This window comes from Rhizobium sp. Root1212 (assembly GCF_001424985.1).
Lineage (GTDB): Bacteria > Pseudomonadota > Alphaproteobacteria > Rhizobiales > Rhizobiaceae > Pararhizobium.
The window spans coordinates 78,056-102,108 of the sequence record NZ_LMDA01000024.1; the positions used below are offsets into that span (position 1 = coordinate 78,056).

At 62.2% G+C, this 24,053-nt stretch carries 26 protein-coding genes; 7 read left to right on the forward strand and 19 right to left on the reverse strand.

The window, feature by feature from the left end; translation table 11 throughout:
• Window positions 1–167: 167 nt before the first annotated feature.
• The 5 genes from ASC86_RS20200 to ASC86_RS20220 form a co-directional block, all read right to left on the reverse strand.
• A complete protein-coding gene (locus ASC86_RS20200; RefSeq protein WP_056325437.1) occupies window positions 168–1,217 on the reverse strand; it encodes a sulfate/molybdate ABC transporter ATP-binding protein in 1,050 nt (349 codons plus the stop codon).
• Window positions 1,218–1,231: 14 nt separating this feature from the next.
• A complete protein-coding gene (gene cysW / locus ASC86_RS20205) occupies window positions 1,232–2,116 on the reverse strand; it encodes a sulfate ABC transporter permease subunit CysW (protein ID WP_056325439.1) in 885 nt (294 codons plus the stop codon).
• On the reverse strand, window positions 2,106–2,963 hold the full coding sequence (gene cysT / locus ASC86_RS20210; RefSeq protein ID WP_056325442.1) for a sulfate ABC transporter permease subunit CysT: 858 nt from the start codon (window positions 2,961–2,963) through the stop codon (window positions 2,106–2,108). Before cysT ends, cysW begins: the two co-directional genes overlap by 11 nt.
• A gap of 6 nt (window positions 2,964–2,969) precedes the next feature.
• Complete coding sequence (locus ASC86_RS20215; RefSeq protein WP_056325446.1) at window positions 2,970–3,995, reverse strand: sulfate ABC transporter substrate-binding protein; 1,026 nt, start codon at window positions 3,993–3,995, stop codon at window positions 2,970–2,972.
• 208 nt (window positions 3,996–4,203) lie between these two features.
• Complete coding sequence (locus ASC86_RS20220; protein ID WP_056325449.1) at window positions 4,204–4,497, reverse strand: hypothetical protein; 294 nt, start codon at window positions 4,495–4,497, stop codon at window positions 4,204–4,206.
• Window positions 4,498–4,601: 104 nt separating this feature from the next.
• Here ASC86_RS20220 and ASC86_RS20225 point away from each other — a divergent pair, with 104 nt between their 5' ends.
• From ASC86_RS20225 to ASC86_RS20245, 5 genes are all read left to right on the forward strand, one after another.
• The gene (locus ASC86_RS20225) at window positions 4,602–5,297 is read left to right on the forward strand and encodes a DUF924 family protein (protein WP_244477657.1); all 696 of its coding nucleotides are present in this window, start codon (window positions 4,602–4,604) and stop codon (window positions 5,295–5,297) included.
• 120 nt (window positions 5,298–5,417) lie between these two features.
• Complete coding sequence (locus tag ASC86_RS20230) at window positions 5,418–7,964, forward strand: mechanosensitive ion channel family protein (RefSeq protein WP_056325452.1); 2,547 nt, start codon at window positions 5,418–5,420, stop codon at window positions 7,962–7,964.
• A gap of 154 nt (window positions 7,965–8,118) precedes the next feature.
• The gene (locus tag ASC86_RS20235) at window positions 8,119–8,382 is read left to right on the forward strand and encodes a hypothetical protein (protein ID WP_056325455.1); all 264 of its coding nucleotides are present in this window, start codon (window positions 8,119–8,121) and stop codon (window positions 8,380–8,382) included.
• A 145-nt stretch (window positions 8,383–8,527) separates the two neighbouring features.
• On the forward strand, window positions 8,528–9,361 hold the full coding sequence (locus ASC86_RS20240) for a response regulator (protein ID WP_056325457.1): 834 nt from the start codon (window positions 8,528–8,530) through the stop codon (window positions 9,359–9,361).
• 259 nt (window positions 9,362–9,620) lie between these two features.
• Window positions 9,621–10,913 (forward strand): diguanylate cyclase, encoded by a 1,293-nt coding sequence (locus tag ASC86_RS20245; RefSeq protein ID WP_244477658.1) that lies wholly within the window; start codon window positions 9,621–9,623, stop codon window positions 10,911–10,913.
• A 28-nt stretch (window positions 10,914–10,941) separates the two neighbouring features.
• Here ASC86_RS20245 and ASC86_RS27075 read toward each other — a convergent pair whose 3' ends face one another.
• The 3 genes from ASC86_RS27075 to ASC86_RS25960 all read right to left on the reverse strand — a co-directional run bounded on the left by ASC86_RS27075 (window position 10,942) and on the right by ASC86_RS25960 (window position 12,860).
• A complete protein-coding gene (locus ASC86_RS27075) occupies window positions 10,942–11,946 on the reverse strand; it encodes a GlxA family transcriptional regulator (protein WP_056325460.1) in 1,005 nt (334 codons plus the stop codon).
• Window positions 11,947–12,370: 424 nt separating this feature from the next.
• Window positions 12,371–12,595, reverse strand: coding sequence for a hypothetical protein (locus ASC86_RS20255; protein WP_056325463.1), 225 nt, complete (start codon window positions 12,593–12,595; stop codon window positions 12,371–12,373).
• Between the two features lie 103 nt (window positions 12,596–12,698).
• Complete coding sequence (locus tag ASC86_RS25960; RefSeq protein WP_156387135.1) at window positions 12,699–12,860, reverse strand: hypothetical protein; 162 nt, start codon at window positions 12,858–12,860, stop codon at window positions 12,699–12,701.
• Window positions 12,861–12,974: 114 nt separating this feature from the next.
• Between ASC86_RS25960 and ASC86_RS20260 the strand changes: the two genes are divergently transcribed.
• Window positions 12,975–13,859: a LysR family transcriptional regulator gene (locus ASC86_RS20260; RefSeq protein ID WP_056325930.1), complete on the forward strand. Its 885-nt coding sequence runs from the start codon at window positions 12,975–12,977 to the stop codon at window positions 13,857–13,859.
• 4 nt (window positions 13,860–13,863) lie between these two features.
• Here the strand turns inward: ASC86_RS20260 and ASC86_RS20265 are convergent, their stop codons facing one another.
• The 10 genes from ASC86_RS20265 to ASC86_RS20310 form a co-directional block, all read right to left on the reverse strand.
• The gene (locus tag ASC86_RS20265; RefSeq protein WP_082510359.1) at window positions 13,864–14,877 is read right to left on the reverse strand and encodes a DNA topoisomerase IB; all 1,014 of its coding nucleotides are present in this window, start codon (window positions 14,875–14,877) and stop codon (window positions 13,864–13,866) included.
• A 149-nt stretch (window positions 14,878–15,026) separates the two neighbouring features.
• A complete protein-coding gene (locus tag ASC86_RS20270) occupies window positions 15,027–17,027 on the reverse strand; it encodes an ASKHA domain-containing protein (RefSeq protein WP_056325935.1) in 2,001 nt (666 codons plus the stop codon).
• Between the two features lie 54 nt (window positions 17,028–17,081).
• A complete protein-coding gene (locus ASC86_RS20275) occupies window positions 17,082–17,408 on the reverse strand; it encodes a hypothetical protein (RefSeq protein ID WP_056325939.1) in 327 nt (108 codons plus the stop codon).
• Window positions 17,409–17,492: 84 nt separating this feature from the next.
• Window positions 17,493–18,458 carry a methyltetrahydrofolate cobalamin methyltransferase gene (locus ASC86_RS20280; RefSeq protein WP_056325465.1) on the reverse strand — a complete coding sequence of 322 codons (966 nt, stop codon included), beginning with the start codon at window positions 18,456–18,458 and terminating at the stop codon, window positions 17,493–17,495.
• 132 nt (window positions 18,459–18,590) lie between these two features.
• Window positions 18,591–19,685 (reverse strand): methylenetetrahydrofolate reductase, encoded by a 1,095-nt coding sequence (locus ASC86_RS20285; RefSeq protein ID WP_056325944.1) that lies wholly within the window; start codon window positions 19,683–19,685, stop codon window positions 18,591–18,593.
• Window positions 19,685–20,275, reverse strand: a complete 591-nt coding sequence (locus ASC86_RS20290) for a methylenetetrahydrofolate reductase C-terminal domain-containing protein (protein ID WP_056325467.1) — start codon at window positions 20,273–20,275, stop codon at window positions 19,685–19,687. The genes ASC86_RS20285 and ASC86_RS20290 overlap by 1 nt, the downstream gene beginning before the upstream one ends.
• On the reverse strand, window positions 20,268–20,570 hold the full coding sequence (locus ASC86_RS20295) for a virulence factor (protein WP_056325470.1): 303 nt from the start codon (window positions 20,568–20,570) through the stop codon (window positions 20,268–20,270). Before ASC86_RS20295 ends, ASC86_RS20290 begins: the two co-directional genes overlap by 8 nt.
• Window positions 20,571–20,681: 111 nt before the next feature.
• Entirely contained in the window at window positions 20,682–21,452 is a 771-nt protein-coding gene (locus tag ASC86_RS20300) for a formyl transferase (protein WP_056325472.1), read from the reverse strand.
• 9 nt (window positions 21,453–21,461) lie between these two features.
• A complete protein-coding gene (locus ASC86_RS20305; protein ID WP_244477659.1) occupies window positions 21,462–22,106 on the reverse strand; it encodes an exopolysaccharide biosynthesis protein in 645 nt (214 codons plus the stop codon).
• A 126-nt stretch (window positions 22,107–22,232) separates the two neighbouring features.
• Entirely contained in the window at window positions 22,233–22,841 is a 609-nt protein-coding gene (locus ASC86_RS20310; RefSeq protein WP_056325477.1) for a DUF1638 domain-containing protein, read from the reverse strand.
• Window positions 22,842–22,886: 45 nt separating this feature from the next.
• Between ASC86_RS20310 and ASC86_RS20315 the strand changes: the two genes are divergently transcribed.
• Entirely contained in the window at window positions 22,887–23,045 is a 159-nt protein-coding gene (locus ASC86_RS20315) for an entericidin A/B family lipoprotein (RefSeq protein WP_056325480.1), read from the forward strand.
• Window positions 23,046–23,158: 113 nt separating this feature from the next.
• Here the strand turns inward: ASC86_RS20315 and ASC86_RS20320 are convergent, their stop codons facing one another.
• Complete coding sequence (locus ASC86_RS20320; RefSeq protein ID WP_056325482.1) at window positions 23,159–23,857, reverse strand: B12-binding domain-containing protein; 699 nt, start codon at window positions 23,855–23,857, stop codon at window positions 23,159–23,161.
• Window positions 23,858–24,053: the final 196 nt, after the last annotated feature.

Sequence of the window (24,053 nt, forward strand, 5' to 3'; positions counted from 1 at the left end):
GTTCGCGGCGAAGACCCCCTCATCTGCCCTTCGGGCATCTTCTCCCCGAGGGGAGAAGCGGGAAGTCGCCGCGGCAACCGGGACCATATGCTGTTGCCCCGCCTTAATGGGCGATGCTGGTAGGGCAGAAGCGGGTCAAGCCGCAAGCTCGAGCCCTAACGAGGCCTTTACCCCGCAGCACCCTCCCGGAAGAGCCGCCAGCGGGTGGGGCGGAAGGCGAGGCGGGAGCCGTCGGCGGCGGCCATTTCCGGCGGCAGTTCGATTTCCACGCGGCAATCGGAAATGCCGATGTCGAGTTCGACATGGCGGGTGCCGGCCACGCGGCGGCTGACGGCGACGGTGCCGGCGATGCTGCCGTCGCTATCGTCGAGCAATTCGACGTCATGGGGGCGGAAATAGAGGTGGGCGAGGCCGTCTGCCTCGCCGCTGGCGCTGACGCCGATCGATCGATCGCCGATCCAGAGCTGGCCGTTTCCGACGCGCACCGGAATGATGTTCGATTCGCCGATGAAGCCGAAGACGAAGGGTGAGTTCGGCTGATCGTAGATCTCGTCGGGCGTGCCGATCTGCTCGATCTTGCCCTTGCTCATGACGACGACGCGGTCGGCAAGCTCCAGCGCTTCATCCTGGTCGTGGGTGACGAAGACGGTGGTGTGGCCGGTACGGTCGTGGATTTCGCGCAGCCAGCGGCGCAGTTCCTTGCGCACCTGCGCATCGAGCGCGCCGAAGGGCTCGTCGAGCAGCAGCACGTTCGGCTCCACCGCCATGGCGCGGGCAAGCGCCACGCGCTGGCGCTGGCCGCCGGAAAGCTGGGCCGGATAGCGTTTTTCAAGGCCGCCGAGTTGCACGAGTTCGAGCAGTTCGAGCGCGCGGGCACGGATTTCGGCGGCGGGCGGACGGCGGCTGGCCTTGCGCACCTTCAGGCCGAAGGAAACGTTGTCGAGCACCGTCATGTGGCGGAAAAGGGCGTAATGCTGGAACACGAAGCCGATATTGCGTTCCTGCACGGTCTTCTTCGAGGCATCCTCCTCACCGAAATAGACGGTGCCTTCGGTCGGGGTTTCGAGGCCTGCAATCAGGCGCAGAAGCGTCGTCTTGCCGGAACCCGACGGGCCGAGCAGCGCGATCAGTTCGCCGGAGCGGATATCCAGCGACACGTCGTTCAGCGCCGGGAAGCGGCCGAATTCCTTACGTATGTTTTGTACACGGACTTCCATAAATACTTGACCTTTCAGTGCCGGCGGCTGGCGGCGATCTGGGCGCTGAACTTCATTTCAAGCAGCGTCTTCAGGATGAGGGTAACGAGCGCCAGCAGCGCAAGCAGGGCCGCCACGGCAAAGGCGGCGACGAAATTATATTCGTTGTAGAGGATCTCCACTTGCAGCGGCATGGTATTGGTGAGCCCCCGGATATGGCCGGACACCACCGACACGGCGCCGAACTCGCCCATGGCGCGGGCGTTGCAGAGCAGAACGCCGTAAAGCAGGCCCCACTTGATGTTGGGAAGCGTCACGTACCAGAAGGTCTGCCAGCCGCTGGCACCGAGCGAAAGAGCCGCTTCCTCGTCGGACGTGCCCTGTTCCTGCATCAGCGGGATCAGTTCGCGGGCGACGAAGGGGAAGGTGATGAACACCGTGGCGATGACGATGCCGGGAACGGCAAACAGGATCTGGATGCCGTGGCTTTGCAGCCAGGGGCCGATCAGGCTGTGCGATCCGAACAGGAGCACGAAGATCAGACCCGACACGACCGGCGAGACCGAGAAGGGCAGGTCGATCAGGGTGGTCAAGAACGCCTTGCCCTTGAACTCGTATTTGGCGATCGCCCAGGCGGCGCAAACGCCGAACACTAGATTGAGCGGCACAGCGATGGCGGCGACGAGAAGCGTGAGGCGGATGGCCGAGAAGGTCTCGGGATCGCGCAGTACCGTCAGGAATTCGCCGGGGCCGTTGCGCAGCGCTTCGGTGAAGACAACCGCCAGCGGCAACAGCAGGAACAGCGCGACGAAACAGAGGGCGGTGGCGATCAACCCGTAGCGGGCCAGCCGGCTTTCGGAGGTCGCGGTGCGCACGGTCTCGCTGGTGTGGTGGCCGGTGGAGGTGAAATCATGCGCCATAACCGTACCTCCTTCTGCTCCAGGCCTGGATGAGATTGATGATCAAGAGCATGGCAAAGGAGATGACCAGCATGACGGCGGCGATGGCGGTCGCGGCCGGATAGTTGAATTCTTCGAGGCGGATGACGATCAAAAGCGGCGCGATTTCCGAGACGTAGGGAAGATTGCCGGCGATGAAGATCACCGAGCCGTATTCCCCGACGCCGCGGGCAAAGGCGAGTGCAAAGCCGGTGAGCACCGCCGGCGCAAGGCCGGGCAACAGTACGCGGCTGATGGTCTGGAAGCGTGTCGCGCCAAGCGTCGCTGCAGCTTCCTCCACCTCCTTGTCGATTTCCTCCATGATCGGCTGCACCGTGCGCACGACGAAGGGCAGGCCGACGAAGACCAGCGCGATGACGATGCCGAGCGGGGTGAAGGCGACCTTGATGCCAAGCGGCGTTATGAGGCTGCCGATCCAGCCGTTCGGCGCATAGAGCGTGGTGAGCGCGATGCCGGCAACGGCCGTCGGCAGCGCGAAGGGCAGATCGACCACGGCGTCGATGATGCGCTTGCCGGGAAACCGGTAGCGAACCAGCACCCAGGCGAGGATCACGCCGAAGACGACATTGACGGCAGCGGCCGCAAAGGCCGTGCCGAAGCTGATGCGAAGCGCGTTGAGGGTCCGCTCATCGGTCGCAAGCGACCAGAACTTTTCCCAGCCAAGGGCGCTTGAGCGCAGGGCGAGGCCGGAAAGCGGAATGAGAACGATGAGGAAAAGCCATGACAAAGTAACGCCGAGCGCCAATCCGAAACCCGGAATGACGCTCGGCTGTCTGAATTGCCACCGCCGAACTGTGCGTGCGGTCATTAAGAATTATTGCCCCGGCTTGTAGATCTGGTCAAAGAGCCCGCCATCTCCAAAATATTTTGGCTGAGCTTCCTTCCATCCGCCGAATTCGTCAATAGTGACGAGCTTCACATCCGCAAATCGCTTGATGTCGGCGGGGTCGGCAACCTCCGGCTTGAAGGGGCGGTAATAGTGCTTTGCCGCGATCTTCTGGCCGACGTCGGAGTAGAGGTATTGCAGGTAGGCTTCGGCCACCTTGCGGGTGCCCTTGGCATCGACGTTGCCATCGACCAGCGCGACCGGCGGTTCAGCCTTGATCGAGATGGAGGGGGTCACGATGTCGAAATTGTCGGGGCCGAGTTCTTCGAGCGAAAGATAGGCTTCGTTTTCCCAGGCGATCAGCACGTCGCCGAGACCGCGCTGGACGAAAGTCGTCGTCGCGCCGCGTGCGCCGGTGTCAAGCACCGGAACATGCTTGAAGAGCTGGGTTACGTATTCCTGCGCCTTGGCGTCATCGCCGTTGTTGGCTGCACGCGCCCAGGCCCAGGCAGCGAGGAAGTTCCAGCGGGCGCCGCCGGAGGTCTTCGGGTTGGGTGTGATCACCTGGATATCGTCCTTGACGAGATCGCCCCAGTCCTTGATGCCCTTCGGATTGCCCTTGCGCACCAGGAAGACGATGGTCGAGGTGTAGGGGGCGCTGTTGTTTTCGAGCCGGCTCTTCCAGTTTTCCGGGATCTTGCCGGTTCCCTTGGCGATCGCGTCGATATCGGCTTCGAGCGCCAGCGTCACCACATCGGCGTCGAGGCCGTCGATGACGGAGCGCGCCTGCTTGCCCGAACCGCCATGGGACGTCTGGATTGTCACGGTCTCGCCCGTGTCAGCCTTCCATTTTTCCGCAAACGCCGCGTTGAAGTCCTTGTAGAGTTCGCGGGTCGGGTCATAGGAGACATTGAGAAGCGTCGTATCGGCAAAGGCCATCCCCAGGCTGCCGATCTGCAGGGCCGCCGCCAGTGCGGCCGCTGTAAGAAGTCGTGAAACTGATGTCGCTCGCATCTCTACCTCCGTTGCTTGCAGGTATAGTCTATGCATTAGGTGGAATTATATAACGCAGAACTTTTTGTTGTCCCGGAGCCGATGAGAAAGTCGTGCCTTTTTCCGGCCGCAAATGGGAAAACAATTTGCCGTGCGCAGCATTTTCGCGGATCGACGAAAATTTTTGCCCGCAAATCGTTATATGCCGCAGCGCTGAAATTCCGATACCTCAATCGCGAAGGGCCGAGAAGATATCCTGACGCTCCCGCCACACCAGTTTCAACGACCGGTCCGGCTGGATGATATACGTTTCCTGGATGCGCTCGCCGTAAGGGCCGAAGAAATAGTTGCTGACGGTGCTGCCGATCGGCGCCTTGGTCAGCTTCGTGCGCGGCTGGCCGCCATAGGTGATGCTGCCGGGGATCGGCTCAAGGCCCGGTCCGCTGGTGTCGCCGACGACACATCCGCTCAGAACCACGCAGCCGGTCAGGACAAATGCGGCCGCGGCAATGATCTTCCTCATGATCTCCTCCTTTGCCGCCGGGTGCCCATCATGTGCACGACGGTCGTCTGGATATAACGCGAGGGTGGAAAATTTCCAGCGACGTTGTCGTGAGGGGGCAGGGCGTGGAAAGGCTCCCGCCCGACGCTGTTTTGCAGCACTTTGGGCCGCCGATGCGGCTACGCTTCGGCTGGAAATGCTCTATGTGTTCTCCTGCCCTGGCGAAGCACCGGCCGGGCGAATCGACGAAAGGAAATTTCGTGTCCGACCCCACCGCAATCTGCTCGCCCGAAGAGGTGTTGAGTTTCTGGTTCGAGGAATTGTCGTATGAGGCCTGGTTCACGGCGGATGCCGGGCTCGATGCCCAATGCACCCGTCGGTTCCGCGACACGCATCTGGCCTTGTCGCGCGGTCTCGACGAGCGCTGGCGCGCGACGCCCGAGGCGCGGCTGGCGGCGATCATCCTGTTCGACCAGCTGCCGCGCAATATGTATCGCGCTTCGCCGCTGGCCTTTGCGACCGATAGCCTGGCGCTGCGCGAGGCGCGGCTGGCGCTCGATGCCGGCATCGATGCGGATATGACGGTCCATCAGCGGGCATTCTTGTATTTACCGTTCGAACATTCCGAGAACCTCACCGACCAAACCGATTCCGTTCGGCTTTTTGCCGCGCTTGGTGATCCGAAATACCTCGATTTTGCCATCAGACATTGCGAGATCATCCGGAAGTTCGGACGATTCCCCCATCGGAACGCGATCCTCGGCCGTAATTCGACAGAGGCGGAGATCGCATTTCTCGCCCAGCCGGGATCGAGTTTCTGATCAAGGCGTCCGGTTTTTTGCATACCGGTGCCCCAGGCCTTATGCAGCATCTGCCGTGCCTGCCGATTCCTGGCCCCGCCTGATGGCGTGGCACACCCGACGAAGGATTTTAGACTGCCGATGATGTCCAGATTTTCCATCCTCCTTGCCGCATTGCTTTTGGCCGCGCCCGTTCTGGCGCAGCAGCCGCAGCAAGCGCAACCGACGGCGCAGCAGCCTGCAAACGGCAATGCGCAGGCCGCGGCCCCCGCCCAGAGCCAGCCGCCCGCGCAGGATCAGGCAACGGCGCAGCTCGATCAGGCCACCAAGGATCTGAAGCGGCTCAGCGCCGCCGTCGATGGCGCGCGTGATGACGACAATCGGCTGGCCGACATCAAGGTCGAGGTGGATGCGGTCGGCAAGCGAATCATCGCGACCTCAGTCGCGACCCGGCCGCGACTCGATGAGATCAAGGCGCGGCTGGCGGAACTTGGCGACCCGCCGGCCGAAGGCGCCCCGCCCGAAGCTGACGTCGTGACCCAGGAGCGCAAGCGCCTGACCGCCGAGCGTGGGGCGATCAATGCGCTGACCGGCAATGCCGAAAACCTCTCGATCCAGGCGACGAAGCTCTCCAACTCGATCACCGCCATCAGGCGCGATCTGTTCAGCAATGCCTTGTTCAAGCACACCGATATTTCCTGGGGCATGTTCGGCGATGCGGTCGGCTCGATCTCGGCCGAATATCAGGCGCTGAGCCGCAGCATCGGCAGCTGGCTGACCTTTGCCTGGAACTACAAGCGTTTCGCGCTGCTCTCCTCCATTTTCCTGTCGCTCTGCGCGGCGTTCGTGCTGGTTTCCGGCACACGGCGGCTGTTCTATCCGCTGATCCGCAACAAGGCCGATGTCAGCGAACCGGGCTACATAACCCGGCTGACCGTCGCCTTCTGGTCGACCATGGTGCCGACCCTCGTGATGGTGGTATTTTCGGCGTCGAGCTATTTCTTCCTCAACACCTTCAACGTGCTGCGCTCGGATATCGCGCCGCTGATCCTGGTGGCGCTCGGGCTTGGCGTCGTGCTGGTGTTCGTGTCGCAACTGGCGCGGGCGGTGCTGTCGCCACGCGAGCCGGCCTGGCGGCTCGTCAATGTGTCCGATCATGGCGCTGCACTACTCTTTCCGGCGATCCTCGCAATGGCGGTGGTCAACGGTTTCGACTATTTTCTCGCCACCGTCAGCGAGGTTCTCAGTTCGCCCGTGGTGCTGACCGTCGCCCGCAGCTTCGTGGCCACGATCGTCATCGGCCTCATCCTGATGGCGATGGCGCTGATCCGGCCGATGGTACCGTCGCCGGACGAGCCGCAAAGCCGGGGCAAGCCCTGGCCGCGCGCCATCTCGCTGAGTTTCGTCGTCACCGGCGGCGGTCTCATTCTCGCGGCGCTTTCCGGCTATGTCGGGCTTGGGCGGTTCATCGCCACGCAGATCGTCATCACCGGCGCGATTTTCGTGACGATGTATATCGGCATGCTCACGGGCAAGGCGATCGCCAAGCAGAATGCGCTCGCCGGTACCATTGTCGGGCGTTATCTGGAGCGCCGTTTCGGCATGGAGCAGATTGCGCTCGATCAGACCGGTCTCGCCTTCGGCCTCGGCATCTATGCACTGGTGATCCTGTTCTTCGTGCCGCTGATCCTGCTGCAATGGGGCTTTCAGATCGCCGATATCGAGTCCTGGGCCTATCGCTTCCTGACGGAAATCAAGATCGGCAGCATCACCATCTCGATCGTGGGCATCGGTGCGGGCATCCTGCTGTTTGCGATCGGCTATTTCGTCACCCGCTGGTTCCAGCGCTGGCTGGACGGCAGCGTCATGGCGCGCAGCCGGGTCGATGCCGGGGTGCGCAACTCGGTCAAGACCGGGGTCGGCTATCTCGGGGTCGGACTTGCCGGGCTCGTCGGCATTTCGGCGGCGGGGCTCGATCTTTCCAACCTCGCGCTCGTCGCCGGTGCTCTCTCGCTCGGTGTCGGTTTCGGTTTGCAGAATATCGTCTCGAACTTCGTCTCCGGCCTGATCCTGCTCGTCGAGCGGCCGTTCAAGGTCGGCGACTGGGTGGTGACGGGAACGACGGAAGGCTTCGTGCGCCGCATCTCCGTGCGCGCCACCGAGATCGAAACCTTCCAGCGCCAGACGATCATGGTGCCGAATTCGTTGTTCATCAACGCTTCGGTGGGCAACTGGACCCACCGCAACAAGCTCGGGCGCACCGATATCCCCGTCGTCGTCGGCTACGATGCAGCACCGCGCCGTATCATGGATATGTTGATGGAGATTGCCGAGAGCCATCCACTGGTGCTCAAGACGCCGTCACCGGTGGCGGTCTTCTCCTCCTTCGCCGATGCGACCATGACCTTCGAGCTTCGGGTCTACCTCGCCGACATCGTCAACGGCACCGGCGTCCGCAACGAGTTGCGGCTGGCGATCTTCGAGCGTTTCCGCGAGGAGGGGCTGGCAAAGCCCTTCACCGCCGAACCGGAGGTCGAACCGGAAGAGCCGATCGACGAGGCTTTCGAGGCGGCGGACGAGGAAGACGTGCCGCTGCTTCGCCCGGCTGAGGAAGCAGCGCAGCGCAGCGGCACCAAGCGCCGCCCGCGGCGGATCGTCGGCCTCGCCTCGGAGCCATCGGAAGGCTGAACGGCGCATTCAGCCTTCATTCAGCCGCCTGCGATTATATCTCTAGGCATTCCAGGGAAAGAGCGGCTATGCTTTTCTCCATTGGGTGGATGGTGTCCCGCACCTTGTTCAGGGCGGGGCTGTTGAGGGGCGGCGCGGCAAGCGCCGGTAAGCAATGAAGCAGGTTTTCAGTGCATGTCTTGTGGTTGTCGCGCTGGCGCATCCGGCCCTCAGCGCCAACATCACCAATAAGGACCCCGATCCTGCCGTGCTCGTCATCGTCGAAGGCGACAACCGCATGGAAGTGGCGATCGCTGCCGGCAGCACCGAAGCGGTGTGCCCGAGCGGCTGCTTCATCACCACGCCGAGCGGCGACCGTATCGGCCTCGAGGGCTCCGAGAACGTCGATATCGTCAAGGGTTCCGCGGTCATCAACTGACCGGGTTGCCTGTCGCCGGCACCATGTCGCCTCACCCATCGGGGCGACATTCTCGTTGCCCGGTATTTCAGCGACCGATTAACGACTGAGAAAACCTTTCCGCGTAGCTTGATTGCGGGGACAATCCTTTCAAGATGGGCAATCAATGTCATTTTTCGGCGTGTCCGGAATGTATTATTCCGGTGAATCCTTGCAGCAGAGCCGTATCGTGCTGGCTGAAGACAGCAATCTCTTCTCGGCGATGGCGTCGAAGCGGCTGAAAGAGCTTTTCGATATCGATGTCATCGTCTGCAAGGACTATGACGACCTGCAGTTCGCCGTCGAGAACGCGACCTTCCCAGCAACGCTGGCCATTTCCAACATCAATCTGCCCGGCGCCGAAAACGGCGAGGCGCTTTCCTATCTCATCGACATGAGCGTGCCGACGATCATCTTCACCGGCACCTTCCAGGAAAGCACCCGCGAGGCGATCCTCGCTAAGGATATCGTCGATTACGTCATCAAGGACAGCGTCTTTGCCGTCGATATGCTGGCGGAATCGGTCTGCCGCTTCCTCACCAATCATCGCCACCACGTGCTGATCGTCGACGATAGCCCGACGGCGCGGGCGCTGCTGACCAGCCAGCTGAAGCGCTACAATTTCCGCACCAGCTCCGCCGATTGCGGCGCGGCCGCGCTCGAAATCCTGAAGGCCAACCCGGATATCGGCCTCGTCATCACCGACTACAACATGCCTGATATTGACGGCTTCGAGCTGACCCGGCGCATTCGCGGCGCCTATGGTCCGCACCAGTTGCGCATCATCGGCGTTTCGTCTTCCAACAACCGCCTCTTGTCTGCGCGGTTCCTGAAGGCCGGCGGCAATGACTTCATGATGCGGCCGTTCATCAACGAAGAATTCTATTGCCGCGTGAACCAGAACCTGGACACGCTGACGAAAATCCAGAGCCTGGGTGCGAAACTGGCGAAGTCGGCCTGATCTATCAGAAAAATTGAATATTCATTTTCTTCTGAAATTCGCAATTCCCTTGGTAAACCAACGATTTCCGAGGGTATCTTAACCAAATTGCAATCTACCGTGGTTTTGATTGTCTGGAAGAGAGGGAAGGCGGCGGACGAGGGGATCGTAGCCGCCTTTCGCACAACGATAATCGAGAGCTGACGTTCAATCGCGTGACGCATCGGCTCAGAATGGCGGGACCGTGAGCTTTCGCATCAGGCCGAGGCGGGATTCAAACGTGCAGAAGCATGCCGACAGGCGCATGCTGCTGATCGAGGATTCCCGCATGTTCTCCACCGTGCTGACGCATGGGCTGGAGACGATCCATGGCCTTTCCGTTACCCATTGTCCGACCTTTGCCGCCGCCCGCCGGGCAATCGAGGCGGAACCGGGCGCATTTTCGCTGGCCGTGCTCGATCTCAACCTGCCAGACGCGCCCAATTGCGAGGCGCTGGATTTCGTTACCGCCCACCAGATCGCCGCAGTCGTCTTTACCGGTACCTTCAACGATACGACCCGTGACGCCGTTCTGGCGCGCGGCGTGGTCGATTGCGTGATCAAGAGCCAGCCCGATGCCATCGGCCATGTCATCGCCGTGGTGGACCGGGTGCTGACCAATGCCGCGACGCGGGTGCTGCTCGTCGATTCCGTCGAGGATTCGCGCCGGGAGCTGTCGCTGCTGCTGCGGCAGCAGCAATTCCAGTTGGAGGAGGCGGCGTGTGGCGCCGATGCTCTCGCCGCGCTCGATAGCAGTCAGAGCATCGACCTCGTGGTCACCGATCTCGAACTGTCCGACATGACCGCCTATGGGCTGCTTGCCGAAATCCGGCTGCGCCACGGCGAGGACGGCCTCGGTATCATCGCGCTCGGCAGCACCGAAAACCGGCTGCATGCCGGCCGTTTCCTGCAGAGCGGCGGGACGGATTTCCTGCAGAAGCCGTTTCTGGTCGAGGAATTCAACAGCCGCCTGTTCCACGCCGCCAATATCCAGCGGCGCATCCAAATGCTGCACGATATTGCGGCGCGTGACTACCTGACGAATATCTTCAACCGCCGCCACTTCTTCCAGCATGGACCGCGCATGGTCGAACAATGTCTGCGCCGCGGCCAGTCCACATCGATCGCCATTCTCGATATCGATCATTTCAAGCGCCTGAACGACACCTATGGCCACGAGGTCGGCGATATCGTGCTGAAGGCTGTGGCTGCCCGACTGCTGTCGCTGGTGGGCGACAATCATCTGCTCGCCCGTCTTGGCGGCGAGGAGTTCGGCATCCTGTTCAACAGCCTGCCGCTGATGGAAGCCAACCGGCTCTGCGAGATGCTGCGCCAGGAACTGGCGGCGACACGGGTGACGGCCGATGGCGAGGCGCTGTCGGTGACGGTGTCGATCGGCCTTGCGACCATCGAGACCGCCGAATCCTTCGACAACTATCTCAATGCGGCCGACCAGTTCCTCTACATGGCCAAGTTCGACGGCCGAAACCGGATCGTTTCGGAACTGACCCTGCTGCAATCCCTGAGCGCTTGAGGCGCCTTTCGGCGCCCCGGAACGGGTATTAGCGGACCGACTGCAGGGTGAGCTTGCGCTCGGCGCGCTCCTGCTGGGGTGAGCGATTGTAGAGTTCGCGATAACACTTGGAGAAGTGCGAGGCCGAGACGAAGCCACAGGCGACGGCCACCTCCACCACCGGCATGGCCGACTGCACCAGCAGATGACGGGCGCGGTCGAGGCGGATTTCGAGATAGTAGCGGGCCGGCGAACGGCCCATCTCCTGACGGAAAAGCCGCTCGATCTGGCGGCGCGACAGTCCGGCGCTGTCGGCGATTTCGAGCAGCGACAACGGCTCGGAAAGATTGCCTTCCATCAACTCGATGATCGACAGCACCTTGGAATTCTGCACGCCGAGGCGCGCGCGCAACGGCAGCCGCTGGCGGTCATGCGGGCCGCGCACGCGGTCGGTCAGCGCCTGTTCGCAGACGCGGTTGACGAGGTTTTCGCCGAAATCCTGATCGATCAGGTTCAGCATCATGTCGAGCGAGGCGGTGCCGCCGGCGCAGGTGTAGATATTGCCGTCGATCTCGTAGAGATCGGCATAGACGTCCACCTGCGGGAAGGCCTCGGCAAAGCCCGGCAGGTTTTCCCAGTGAATGGCGCAGCGCTTGCCGGTCAGAAGCCCGGCGGAGGCCAGCACATGCGCGCCCGTACAGAGGCTGCCGACGGCGACGCCGCGGTTATAGACTTCGCGCAGCCAGGCGTTGACGGACTTGTTGTGGAAGTCCTCGACATAGATGCCGGAACAGACCAGCACCATCGAGGGACGGCCTTCGCCGCCCAGATGCTTGCGCTCGTCGGCAAGCGAGGTATTGACCTCGAGCCCGATGCCGCTCGACGACAGAACCTGCATGCCGTCGCTGGAAGCTAGCCGCCAGGTATAGGCCTCATAGCCCAGCATGCGGTTGGCGATGCGCAGCGTCTCTATGGCTGCGGAAAAGGGCAGCATGGAAAAGTTCGGCACGAGAAAGAAAACTAGGGAACGCTTCTTGGTCAGTGGCTTGTTCATCGACGGGTTCCATGCGCTGGAGATGGCTCAGTTCAAGCCAAAGTCGATGGACTGGCTTTTCTGATTGCGACATTGGCATGGAAGGCCGCGACTGGGAAGGATTTAATGCAGCCCTGCTTGTTTATAAGTCTCGAAAGAACACGATATCAGCAAGAAAATGTCGTGGCGTTGTGTCGTCGCGACAAAAATGTCGTCTTTAAGGCCTTCTTCCTTGCGATGTGTTTCGCGGGGTATTTTGGGTGAAAAAACAGCCGGCCGATGGCGATGGGAGAATCTTGTCGGAAACAGGCAAGTTTCGAGGCGATGAAACCGGTGCCTTTCAACGCGGTGGCGGGCGCAAGCAAAAAGGGCATTCCGGTATTCGGAATGCCCTTTCAGCGCATGGCGGGACAGGGAGGATTGTCTGCTTTGCTATCGTCCGGTGTCATCGTGTAGAAATGCCCGCGTCGCACGCAGCCTTGGCTTCAAACGTGTCGGCGGAGGGAAAACCGATATCCTTGAGGGTGTCGAAAGGCAGGCCTTCGAGCGCCCGTTCGGTGCGGTGGCGACGCCAGGATGCGATCATGCGACGGCTGATGCCGCTGACGCCGTGAAAAACGCTGGAAAGCCGCACGGGCAGGCCGTGGGATTCGAAGCTGTGATGTGCCATTGTACTGGTTCCTTTTGAGAGAGGTTTTCAAAAGGTCGCGACCATGATGCTGTTATGCCGCTACCCTATTCATCATTCAAACGAATATGTTTGATGTGATGTATCACATTTTCTGATGTCTTGCGGTCAAGTCGATCCGCAGCTGTTCCGGCAGCGCCGCGATTTCCCGATAGGTATTGCGGCGGGCCTTTGCCGCGCGCCATTCCCGGCGTCGCTCATTCCACCAGCCAAGGATGGCTGTCATGTCGACGAAGCGGTGTTCCATGATCTCCTCCTTCCGTACTCCATCTCTATGCCTTGACTATCCCGCTTTCCTGATGTTCAATCAAACGAAATGCAATCATGCTATCTTTCAGTTTTTCTGATCGATGAGGTCGCCATGAATATGATGCTCCGGCACGTGCTGCCGCTTCTCGAACTCGATGTGCTGAAGACCTTCGTCGCGATCGCCGAGACGGGGAATTTTACGACCGCCGCCGAGACCGTCTATCGCACGCCGTCCGCCGTCTCCATGCAGATCAAGAAGCTGGAGGAGACGCTGGGCTGCGTGCTGTTCCTGCGCGATGCGCGCTCGGTCTCGCTGACGCCGAAGGGCGAGGTGCTGCTCGGCTTTGCCCGGCGCATGCTGGCGCTCAACAACGAGGCGGTGTCGCGCTTCCTGCTGCCCGATATGAACGGCGTCGTGCGTGTCGGCGCGCCGGAGGATATCGGCGAACGCATTCTGCCGGAGGTGCTGAAGCGGTTCGGCGAGTCCTATCCCAACGTCACCGTCGACGTGATGATCGGGTCCAGCAATCTCATGCGCAAGCGTGTGGACGAGCACCGCATGGACATCGTCATCTACAACAGTTTCTATGATGACGAGAGCAGCCCTTCCGAACTGCTGGTGCAGGAGAAGCTGGTTTGGGCCGGCGTTCGTTGCGGCACGGCCCAGACGCGCAATCCGCTGCCGGTTTCGATGTGGGAGGACGGTTGCGTCTGGCGCGCGGATGCCGTCGAGCGGCTGACCAAGGCGGGGCGCGGTTTCCGCGTCGCGTTCCTCAGCGCCCATACGACGGGCCAGCGTGCGGCGATCCTGGCCGATCTCGCGATTGCACCGCTGCCGCGTTATCTCGTGCAGGGGGACCTAGTGGAACTGGGCGAGGCGGAAGGACTGCCGGAACTGGGCCACTATAATATCGGCCTCAAGGTGATCAGCGATGCGCCGGCGCCGGTGCTTGCCGTTGCCGAGCATGTGCGGGCAGCCTTCAGCACGTTCTCCTGAAGGCCTAGCCGGCGTCTTTCGCCGCCTGTTCGAGCCAGCGCATGACGCGAATTTCGTCATCCTCCATCCAGCGCCGCAGCGAAGTGCTGCGGCTTGCCCGCATGCGCGCCAGTTCCATCAGGGCGCCGCTTTCGAAATCCGTGAACACGCGGGGGTGGATGTAGGACGACCGGCAGACGGCGCGGGTGTTGACGAGCCGGGCGGCGACCTCGTCGATGATCGCATTGACCTGTTGCTTCAGCAGCCGCTGGCTTTCCGGCGGCTGCAACGCCGCAAGAGCGACCGCCGCCATGTGGGTCGCGCCCCAGGTGCGGAACTGGCGGGAGGAGAAATCGGCGCCGGCCGCTTCCCGGATGTAAGCGTTGACGTCCTGCGAGCGGATCGGGTGGCGCTTTCCGTCCTCGTCGCGATACTGGAAGAGCTGCTGGCCCGGAAGCTCCTGCAAGGCGCGGATGGCGCGGGTGATGCGCCGGTCGCTATGCTTCAGCCTCCACTCCTTGCCGGATTTTCCCTTGAAATTGAAGAACACGCTCGATCCTTCGATCTTCACATGGCGGTTCTTCAGTGTGGTGAGGCCGAAGGAGCCGTTTTTCTCGGCGTAAACAGGGTTTCCGATGCGGATGAACAGTCTGTCGAGCAAGAGCACCACCGTCGCCAGCGCCTTTTCCGGGCCGGGCTTTCGCTGGCGCAGGTCGCGATCGACCTTCTCACGAATACGCGGCAGGGCGGCGGCGAAGGCGGGCAACAGCGCGAACTTGTCCCGCCCGCGTTCTTCCGACCAAAGCGGATGGTAGCGATATTGCTTGCGGCCGCGCTGGTCGTAGCCGGTCGCCTGCAGGTGGCTCATGGGATCGGGAGAGATCAGGACGTCGGTATAGGCCGGCGGGATGGCAAGGGCGGCGATCCGGTCGAGTTCGTCGCGATCGGTAATCCTTTGGCCCTTGGCGTCGTAATAGAGAAAGCCACGTTTGCCCGGCCGGCGGGTGATGCCGGTATCGAGGCCGGCGAGATAGACCAGTTCAGAGACAGGCTCGACCGTGGCAGCCTTCAGCGCAGAACCGGTTTTCAGGGCGAGTTTGACAGCGTGATCCACAGTGCCGCCAAAACGCGACACGGCCGGCGGAGTTCCACCGGCCGAGCGCTAAATTTCGGAAGGACTGATGTCGCCTATTCGCGGCTGCGACGGCGGCGGCGACCGCCCCCTTCGCCGCCATCGTCGGACAGCACTTTTCGCTCCGGCAGCGTCACCACCGCCGCGAGCTTCGGGAAGGTATCGACCTTGTTCGGCATCGCCATGGCGTAGACGAAGTGCTCCTGAAATTTCGATTCAAGCGCTGTCTCTATCTTCTCGATTTTCTTGACGGTTTCCTCGATTTCGCGGCGATGGCCGCGATTGAGCAGCGCCATCAGCGCGCCGGTGCCGGCGGCGTTGCCGACGGCCTTCACCTCGTCCAGCTCGCAATCGGGGATCAGGCCGAGCACCATGGCGTATTTCGGATCGATGAACGAGCCGAAGGCGCCGGCAAAGCGGATGGTGTCGACATGTTCGACACCCTGCTTTTCCATGAGCAGCTTGATGCCGGCATAAAGTGCTGCCTTGGCGAGCTGAATGGCGCGCACGTCGTTCTGGGTGACGGTGATGCGCTGGTCGCCGTCATGCAGCAGGTAGGAGAAGGTGCGGCCATTCTGGATGATGCGCGGGCTGCGCTCTGCCATGCCGCCATCGACGACACCGTCTTCGGAAATGATGCCGGAGAGATACATTTCGGCGACGACCTCGATGATCGCCGAGCCGCATATGCCGGTCACGCCGACGGCCGCTGCCGCCTCGCTGAAACCGTCCTCATCCGACCACTTGTCGACGCCGATCACCCGGAAGCGCGGCTCCAGCGTCACGGGATCGATGCGCACGCGCTCAATTGCGCCCGGTGCAGCGCGCTGGCCGGAAGAGATCTCCGCGCCCTCGAAGGCAGGGCCTGTCGGGGAGGAGGCGGCAACGACGCGCTGGCGGTTGCCGAGCACGATTTCGGCATTGGTGCCGACATCGACAAGCAGCATCATGCGATCCTGCCGATACGGCCCTTCGGCGAGCGTCGCACCGGCTGCATCGGCGCCGACATGGCCGGCGATGCAGGGCAGCATGTAGACGCGCGCGCCGCGGTTGACGTCGATCTCGATCTCATGCGCCCAATATTGCAGCGCGCCGGAGACGGCGAGCGCGAAGGGCGCCTGGCCGAGTTCGGTCGGATCGATACCGAGGAACAGGTGGTGCATGATCGGATTGGCGACGAACACGGCGTCGAGAATGTCGTGGCGATCGACATTGCCTTCCTCGCAGACCTTGCCGATCAGCTGGTTGACGGCCTCGCGCACAGCCTTGGTCATCGCCTCGCGACCGTCCGGGTTCATCATCACGTAGGAGACGCGGCTCATCAGGTCTTCGCCGAAGCGGATCTGCGGGTTCGATGTGCCGGAGGAGGCGGCGATGCGGCCGGAGAGCAGCGAGACGAGATGCATGGCGATCGTCGTCGAGCCGATATCGCAGGCGATACCATAGGCCTCGTTCTTGAGGCCCGGCCAGAGGCCGACAATGAAGGGGCGCGATGAATCCATGTCGCGGTGGATCGCCGCCGTGACCGCCCAGTTGCCCTTGCGCAGAATGCCCTGAAGCTGCGGAATGAGATGCGGGGCGATCAGCAGGTCCTTCCAGCCCCAGTCCTTCTGCAATACGGCCTTCAAGCGGTCGAGATCGCCGAGCGGCTTGTGCATGTCGGGTTCCTCGACCTCGACATAGCAGAGCTGGACGGCGGCATTGCGCTCGATGACGCGGTCGCTCGCGGCCTTGCGCACCACCTGCGCATTGATGACCGTATCCTGCGGTACATCCACCACGAGGTCGCCGAGGATTTGCGACGAGCAGGAGAGGCGGCGGCCATCCGGCAGGCCGCGAATCTGTTCGTAGCGTTCTTCCTTCGGGCCCTTGGGCGAGAGGTTCTCGATTCTCGAAACGATCTGGTGCTTGGCGAAACTGCCTTCCTGCACGGTGATCTGGCAGCGCCCGCAGGTTGCACGGCCGCCGCAGACGCTTTCGACATAGACGCCGAGCGAGCGCGCCGCATCCAGCACCGGCGTTCCGACCGGGAAACGGCCACGCTTGCCGGAGGGCATGAAAAGCACGAGGGGATCGCTGCGGTTTTCCTTGGGCGACACGATGGCTTCCTTCTACTTCACGAGACGCCGGGCGTTGGCGCGAATGCGTTTGCCGTAAGGTTTGAGCGCTGCGACCGCAAGGCGATCCGAAGCGCCCATCACACCGGCGCAGCGTCCGGTCGCAAGGGCGGCTGCGGCGGCAAGGCCTTCCTTGGCCATCGCCGCGTTCAACGCGACAAAGCTCTCGGCTGCGGCCGAGAGCTTTTCAGTGATCATGCGGTTTGTTTCCATGGCACTGCCGGGGAGAATGGTAAAATCCCGCAGGCGGGAGGAGATCACCAGCGGGGCCTGAAACCAGAAGCTTGCGACTTCCTGCAGGAGTTCTGCGCTCAAAAACATGACGTTTCTTTCGTTTTCCTGTCCTTCGATCAAGCGAAGGACAGGAATTTCGGTGAAACGAGGCGCAGATCATGCGCCTCGCGTTTATTCAGCGCGGGCGCCGCCACCGGCGCGGGCAGCACGGCCGCCGCGGCGGCCGCCTGCGGCAGGTGCAGAGGAAGCAGCGGCTGCCGGAGCACCGCCTTCCGCCGGCTTATGGTCGCGATAGGTCATGATCCAGTTGGTGCAATTCTGGTCGGTGCCGTTCAGCACGTTTGCGGCGCGCACGGCTTCCATTTCCTGCGGACGGCAGGGGTTCATGATGGCGGACGTCATGCCGGCGCCGATGACCATCGGGATGAAGCCGGCGTTGATGCCGTGACGGTGTGGCAGGCCGAAGGAGATGTTGGAGAGGCCGCAGGTAGTGTTGACCTTCAGCTCGTTGCGCAGCCGGTAGAGCAGCTGGAAGACCTGGCGGCCGGCATCGCCCAGCGCGCCGATCGGCATGACCAGCGGATCGACGACGATGTCGTGCGGCTTGATGCCGTGATCCATGGCGCGCTCGACGATCTTCTTGGCGACGGCGAAGCGGACGTCCGGGTCCATGGAGATGCCGGTTTCGTCGTTGGAGATGGCAACGACCGGGACGTCGTATTTCTTGACCAGCGGCAGGATGGCTTCGAGCTTTTCTTCCTCGCCGGTGACGGAGTTGACCAGCGGACGGCCCTTGGCAACCCTGAGGCCGGCTTCGATGGCGGCCGTCACCGAGCTGTCGATGGCAAGCGGGATGTCGACGAGGCCCTGGACGATTTCGAGCGTCTTGACGAGCAGGCCCGGCTCGGTCTCGTTCGGGTTGACGGAGGTGACGCCGGCATTGATGTCGAGCATGGTGGCGCCCGCCGCGACCTGCTCCAGCGCATCCTTGATCACGGTGTCGAAATTGCCTTCGATCATTTCGGCAGCAAGCTTCTTGCGACCGGTCGGATTGATGCGCTCGCCGATGACGCAGAAGGGCTGGTCGAAGCCGATGACGATTTCGCGGGTCGCGGAGGCAACGATGGTGCGGGTCATGTCTGGTCCTTTGTCGGTGGGGCTCTCTCTAGTAGTGCGCCCGGATGGATTGTCAAAAGGCCTGGCCCTTCGCCGTGCCCGATTGTTCTGTTTTTGCATGGAAAACGCCCGGCTTCAGGCATTTTCCCTTGTTTAGTGCGGGTGATGAGCCGCGGTTTCGGCCATCTGCTCCTGATTTTCCGTCTTGCCGTCCTTCAGTTCCTCGATGCGCTGCTGGACGGTGTCGTCGCCGGGATTGCGCTCGCGCTTCCAGGGCGTGCGGCCCTTCAGGACGCCGGAATCGTGGACGATTTCGGCGACATATTCCTCCTGCCGGTAGGCCATGACGTGGATGCCCGAGACGCCCTTTATCTCCTTCACCTCGTTGATGATGTCGATGCAGAGCTGCTTGCCTTCCTTCTTCTGGTCCTGCGCACCTTCCAGCCGCTTGATGACGGCATCGGGGATGTGAATGCCCGGCACGTTGTTCCTGATCCAGTTGGCAGTTTTGGCAGACGCCATCGGACCGACGCCGACGAGGATGTAGCACTTCTCGTCGAGGCCGAGATCGCGCACGCGGTTCATGTAGCGCTTGAACATCGGCACGTCGAAGCAGTACTGGCTCTGGACGAACTGGGCGCCGGCCTCGATCTTCTTGGCGAGCCGGAGCGGCCGGAAATCATAGGGCGGCGCAAAGGGGTTGATCGCGGCCCCGAGGAACACCTGCGGCGGCGTGGTCAGCTTGCGGCCGGAGAGGAACTTTGAATTGTCGCGCATGACGCGCACGGTTTCCAAGAGCGACATGCAGTCGAGGTCGAAGACCGGCTTTGCGCCCGGCTGGTCGCCGGCCTGCACGCCGTCGCCGGTCAGGCACATGATGTTGGTCACGCCCATGGCGGCCGCGCCGAGCACGTCGCCCTGGATGGCGATGCGGTTCTTGTCGCGGCAGGCGATCTGCATGATCGGTGCGTAGCCCATGCGGGTGAGCAACGCGCAAATGCCGACCGACGACATATGGCAGTTGGCGCCGGAGGCATCGACGGCGTTGATGCCGTCCACCCAGCCGTCGAAAATGGCGGCGCGTTCGTAGACGTCATCGGGATCGGCGCTGTCCGGCGGGTTGAGTTCAGCGGTGACGGCGAATTCGCCGCGGCGCAGAACGCGCTCCAGACGGCCACGCGAGGAATGGCCGGGCAGGGGATCGAGCGGCAGATGGCGGCCGAGCGGGTTTTCGTCGATATGGGCCATCATGCGTCCTTTGCAGCGGCTTCTTTTGCCTCGGCCGCCTGCGCGGTGACGCGCAGCCAGGAGGAGGTTTCACGCAGCGACTGGTTGACCGGTTTCTGCACGTTCATGATCGCATCGCCCTTGACCATGTTTCTCGATCCTTCCCAGGCCTTGACCCAGACGCAGGGCATGTCCGGCTCGACCTCGCAATTGCCATTGGCGCGCACGCCGCCGCAGGGGCCGTTGCGCAGCTGCTTGGGGCAATTCATCGGGCACGACATGCCCGTGGACGACAAGACACACTGGCCGCACATGCGACAGTCGAACAGCAGACCCTTGACGTTGCGCTCGACGAAGGTGATCGGTGTTTCGACCCGGTTGTAGCCGAGCGCCTTCCACAGCGGATGCAAAAGCAGGAAGACATCGGCGAAGCGGTGATAAAACCATTCGAGAAAACGCGAATGGCGGACCGCCCAGAGGCGGATCGTATAGCTGCGGCGGGCGCGGCGATTTGGCGAGACGCCCGAGGGCGTATAGGCGCCGGTCGCGGCCTTCTTCGCCGGGGCGGCATTGCCCTTGGCGGGCTTGTCGGCAGGTTTCAGGTCAGACATTTTCCTTGCCCCCGGCTTTGACGAGCGCAACGAGGCGCTCCCTGTCATAGGCGGCTTCGATGTCGGCTGCGGCCCTGTCGGCTTCCGCTTCGAGATCGTCGGATACCGGAACCGGATCGGCCTTGCGCCATTCGGCAAGATAGTCGTCGGTTTCGGCCGCGCCGGTGCGCATCGCCGCCATGTCGATGGCCTCGGTGAAGCGCAGCGAAAGCTCACGCTTGGCGTTCTTGCGGCCCTGTTTGATGATGACCTGCGCGGGTATGTCGCGCCAGTAAACGATAATGCGGTCTGCCATGCGCGTGTGTTCTCCTCTGGCCCGACAATGCGCAACTCGGCGCAAGCGGGCGCATCTTGTCACGACGCGCGGCGTGTTCAAAAGCGACCTCATAAAAATCGCAGTGGATTGTCACCAGATACCTTTGACGACGCCGTTCCAGGCCCAGCTCCAGATCGGCGGGTGATACCACTGGCGGGAGGGCGCATCGCTCGTTTGCGGCATCAGCCGGCCGGCGAGGGCATCCTCTATGGCGCAAATGGCGATATCGGTCGCGGCGGCGATCTGCAGCAGCGGGTAGGTGTGCATCGTGTCGTTTTTGGCGGGCGTCATCCGCGCCTGATAAAGGATGCCGCCTGTATCGACGCCGCCATCGACGAGATGCACGGTCGAGCCGAAATTGCCGAGATCGTCCCTGACGCGCGCCCAGTAGCCGCCCATCAGGCCGCGATATTGCGGATTGATGCCGGCATGGAAGTTGATGACCGGGCAGGCGATGGCGGCAAGCGTCGCTGCCGAGAGCATGCGGCAGCTGACGAGGAAGACGGCGGCTGGCCGCAGTCGGCCGATATGGGATATCGCCTCGGGTGAATTGATGCTGGTGATGCGGGTGACCGGCACCTTTGCGTTCGGCGCGTCGCTCACGCCGAATTGGCGGATGATGTCCTCAGCGCGTTTCTCGGTAAAGCGTTTGCCGAATTTCGAAGCCGCCATGGTCGCAAACTGGCCGGCGGCGGTGAGATAGCCAAGTTTCTTCGCGCGCCGCTTCAGGAACAGCTTTTTCGATTCGGGCTGTTCTTCCAGCACCGAGACATCGGCAAACCGGTCGGCCAGCGCATTGATCAGGATCTGCGGATTGCGGCCGCCTGCGGTGACGATGAGGATCGGTTTTCTGGTATCCACGGCGTTCCCTCAGAAGATCAGGCTGAGCAGCGCGCCGGCGGCGAAGATGACCGTGCTGACCAGAACGAGCGAGGCAATGCCGATCACGAGGCTTGCGGCGAGGCCGACGCCGTCGCGTTCGGTGAGCGCAAAGCCCATGACGGCGAGCGCAAAGGCCGGTAGCCAGTTGCCGAAGGGGATCGGCAGGAAGATGACGATGGCGAGTATAAGCGCCAGTACGCCGATCAAACGCTCGGCCAGCCGGCCGCCGACGAACCACGCCCGCGGCTTCACCAGCTTTTCCGCCCGCTTCAGCCAGGGCGTGATGCGAGAGGCCAGCGTCTGGAACGAATCCCGGTCGAAGGCATAGTCGCCCATGCGCTTGGGCAGGTGGATGCGATTGTCGCGCGAGGCGACCATCTGCCAGGCGACGAAGATCAGTGGCAGGCCGAGAATGAAGGTCGCGCCGGGCGGTAGTGGAATGAGGTTCGGCAGCGCGAAGACGACGAGGAAGGCGCCGAAGGAGCGATCCTGCATGGCGACGGCGAGGTCGCGCAGGGTGATCCGCGGGCCGGATTCGGCGGCGAGACGCTGCAGGATATCGGAAAGCTGAATGTGATCGGCGGCCTCTGCCGCCGTGGTTTTCGCCTGCCGTGCGCGGACGTGTCCGCCCAAGAAAATATCCGTCATCCCCGTGGCCCTTTTCTGGTTATGGGCCAAGTGTCGGGGGCGGCGCTTACGATGGGATTAAGGGGAGGGCGGAAGGCTCCGCCAACTTCGCCATAGGACTAATGAAGGGTTTCAGGCCGTCTTCAGCGCCGAGGTCAGGTCGCCATAGCCGGTAAAGCGGTATTCATAGGCAAGCCCCAGCTGCTCTGCCGCTTTCTCCGCTTTTTCCTTCAGCGCCTCGTCTTCGGCTTGCGAGAGATAGACGAGCTTCCTGTAATGCCCGAAATACATATCGCGCAGCTCCGGGTGGCGGTCGAGGCCGAGCGGCTCGATGACGAAGGCTTCGAACTGGCGGACAAGGAAATCCGTCAGGAAGAAGGAGGTGAAGTCGTCGTCCCAGCGGGCGGCGAAATCGTCATTGCCGGCAAAGAAGGAATAACAGTGCGGGCCGGCGATGCGTTCCACGCCCTCTTCCTCGCAGAGACGGTCGAGCGCGCCGCCGGTGCCGCAATCGGCATAGGCGATGAAGATGCGCTCGAAGCCTTTTGCCCGCGCCTTGCCGATCGCCTCCTTGAGGCCGGGGACGATCTTGTCGGGCGTGTTGTGCCAGATGGCGGGAAGACAGCTGAGGTCGATATGGTCGAGACCGTTGACCTGGCATATAGTCAGGATTTCCCGCGCGATCGCGCCACAACCGATGACGTGAACTTTTTCCCGGTTCGCGCGTTGTGTGGGCGACATCAGAATGTCTCCCCCGTGTTCAGTCTCAGCGTAAGGAACCCTACCATGACTGCAAAAACCCTTGCTACCATCGGCCTCGTCCTTTTCTCGATCACCACGCTCAGCGCTTGCGGCAATACGATCCGCGGCATGGGACAGGATACGGCCAATGCCGTCGATGCGACCCAGGATGCCGGCAAGAAAGTCGAGCGAGCAGCGAACTGACGCCCCTTGATGCGGCAGATTCGCCTCTACCCGTCAGGGGCGAATATAGGAAAGCCGGCCACGCCTTTCATCGGTGCGGCCGGCTTTCTTGATGTCCAAGCGATCCAGCCGGCTCAGGCGCCGGAAAGCTGGTTGTGCTTGCGCTTCATGAATTCCTTGGCCGTTTCGACCGCGATGGCGGCATCGCGGCAATAGGCGTCGGCGCCGACGGCCTTGCCGAATTCCTCGTTGAGCGGCGCGCCGCCGACGAGAACGACGTAATCGTCGCGCATGCCCTTTTCCTTCATCGTGTCGATCACGACCTTCATATAGGGCATGGTCGTGGTCAGAAGGGCGGACATGCCGAGAATGTCCGGCTGCTCGCGCTCGATGGCTTCCAGATAGTTTTCGACCGGGTTGTTGATGCCGAGATCGACGACGTCGAAGCCGGCGCCTTCCATCATCATGCCGACGAGGTTCTTGCCGATGTCGTGAATGTCGCCCTTGACGGTGCCGATCACCAGCTTGCCCTGCTTCGGTGCGCCGGTTGCGGCGAGCAGCGGCCGCAGGATGGTCATTCCGGCCTTCATCGCGTTGGCCGAGAGCAGCACTTCCGGCACGAACAGGATGCCGTCGCGGAAATCGATGCCGACGATGCGCATGCCTTCGACAAGCGCCTGGGTCAGCACGTCGTAGGGTGCCCAGCCGCGGCTCAGGAGGATGTTGGTGCCTTCCTCGATCTCTTCCTTCAATCCGTCATAGAGGTCGTCGTGCATCTGCTGCACCAGTTCCTCGTCGGAAAGCTCCTCGAGAATGATATCGTCGTCTGCCATGGTTAGGTTTCCTCGGTTCCCGGCCTGATCGGGATCTCACCCGACACAGGCACTATACTTAGCTTTCGCCGTCGCAAAAGCTCTTTTCGATTGCGACGTCGCATGCGATGAAAAGCGACGGCGTCTTTTTAAGATGTGGGCCACCATGCGCGTTGTGCATGGGAAAACAATATTTTAATCGGGCGTGTCTGAAAAC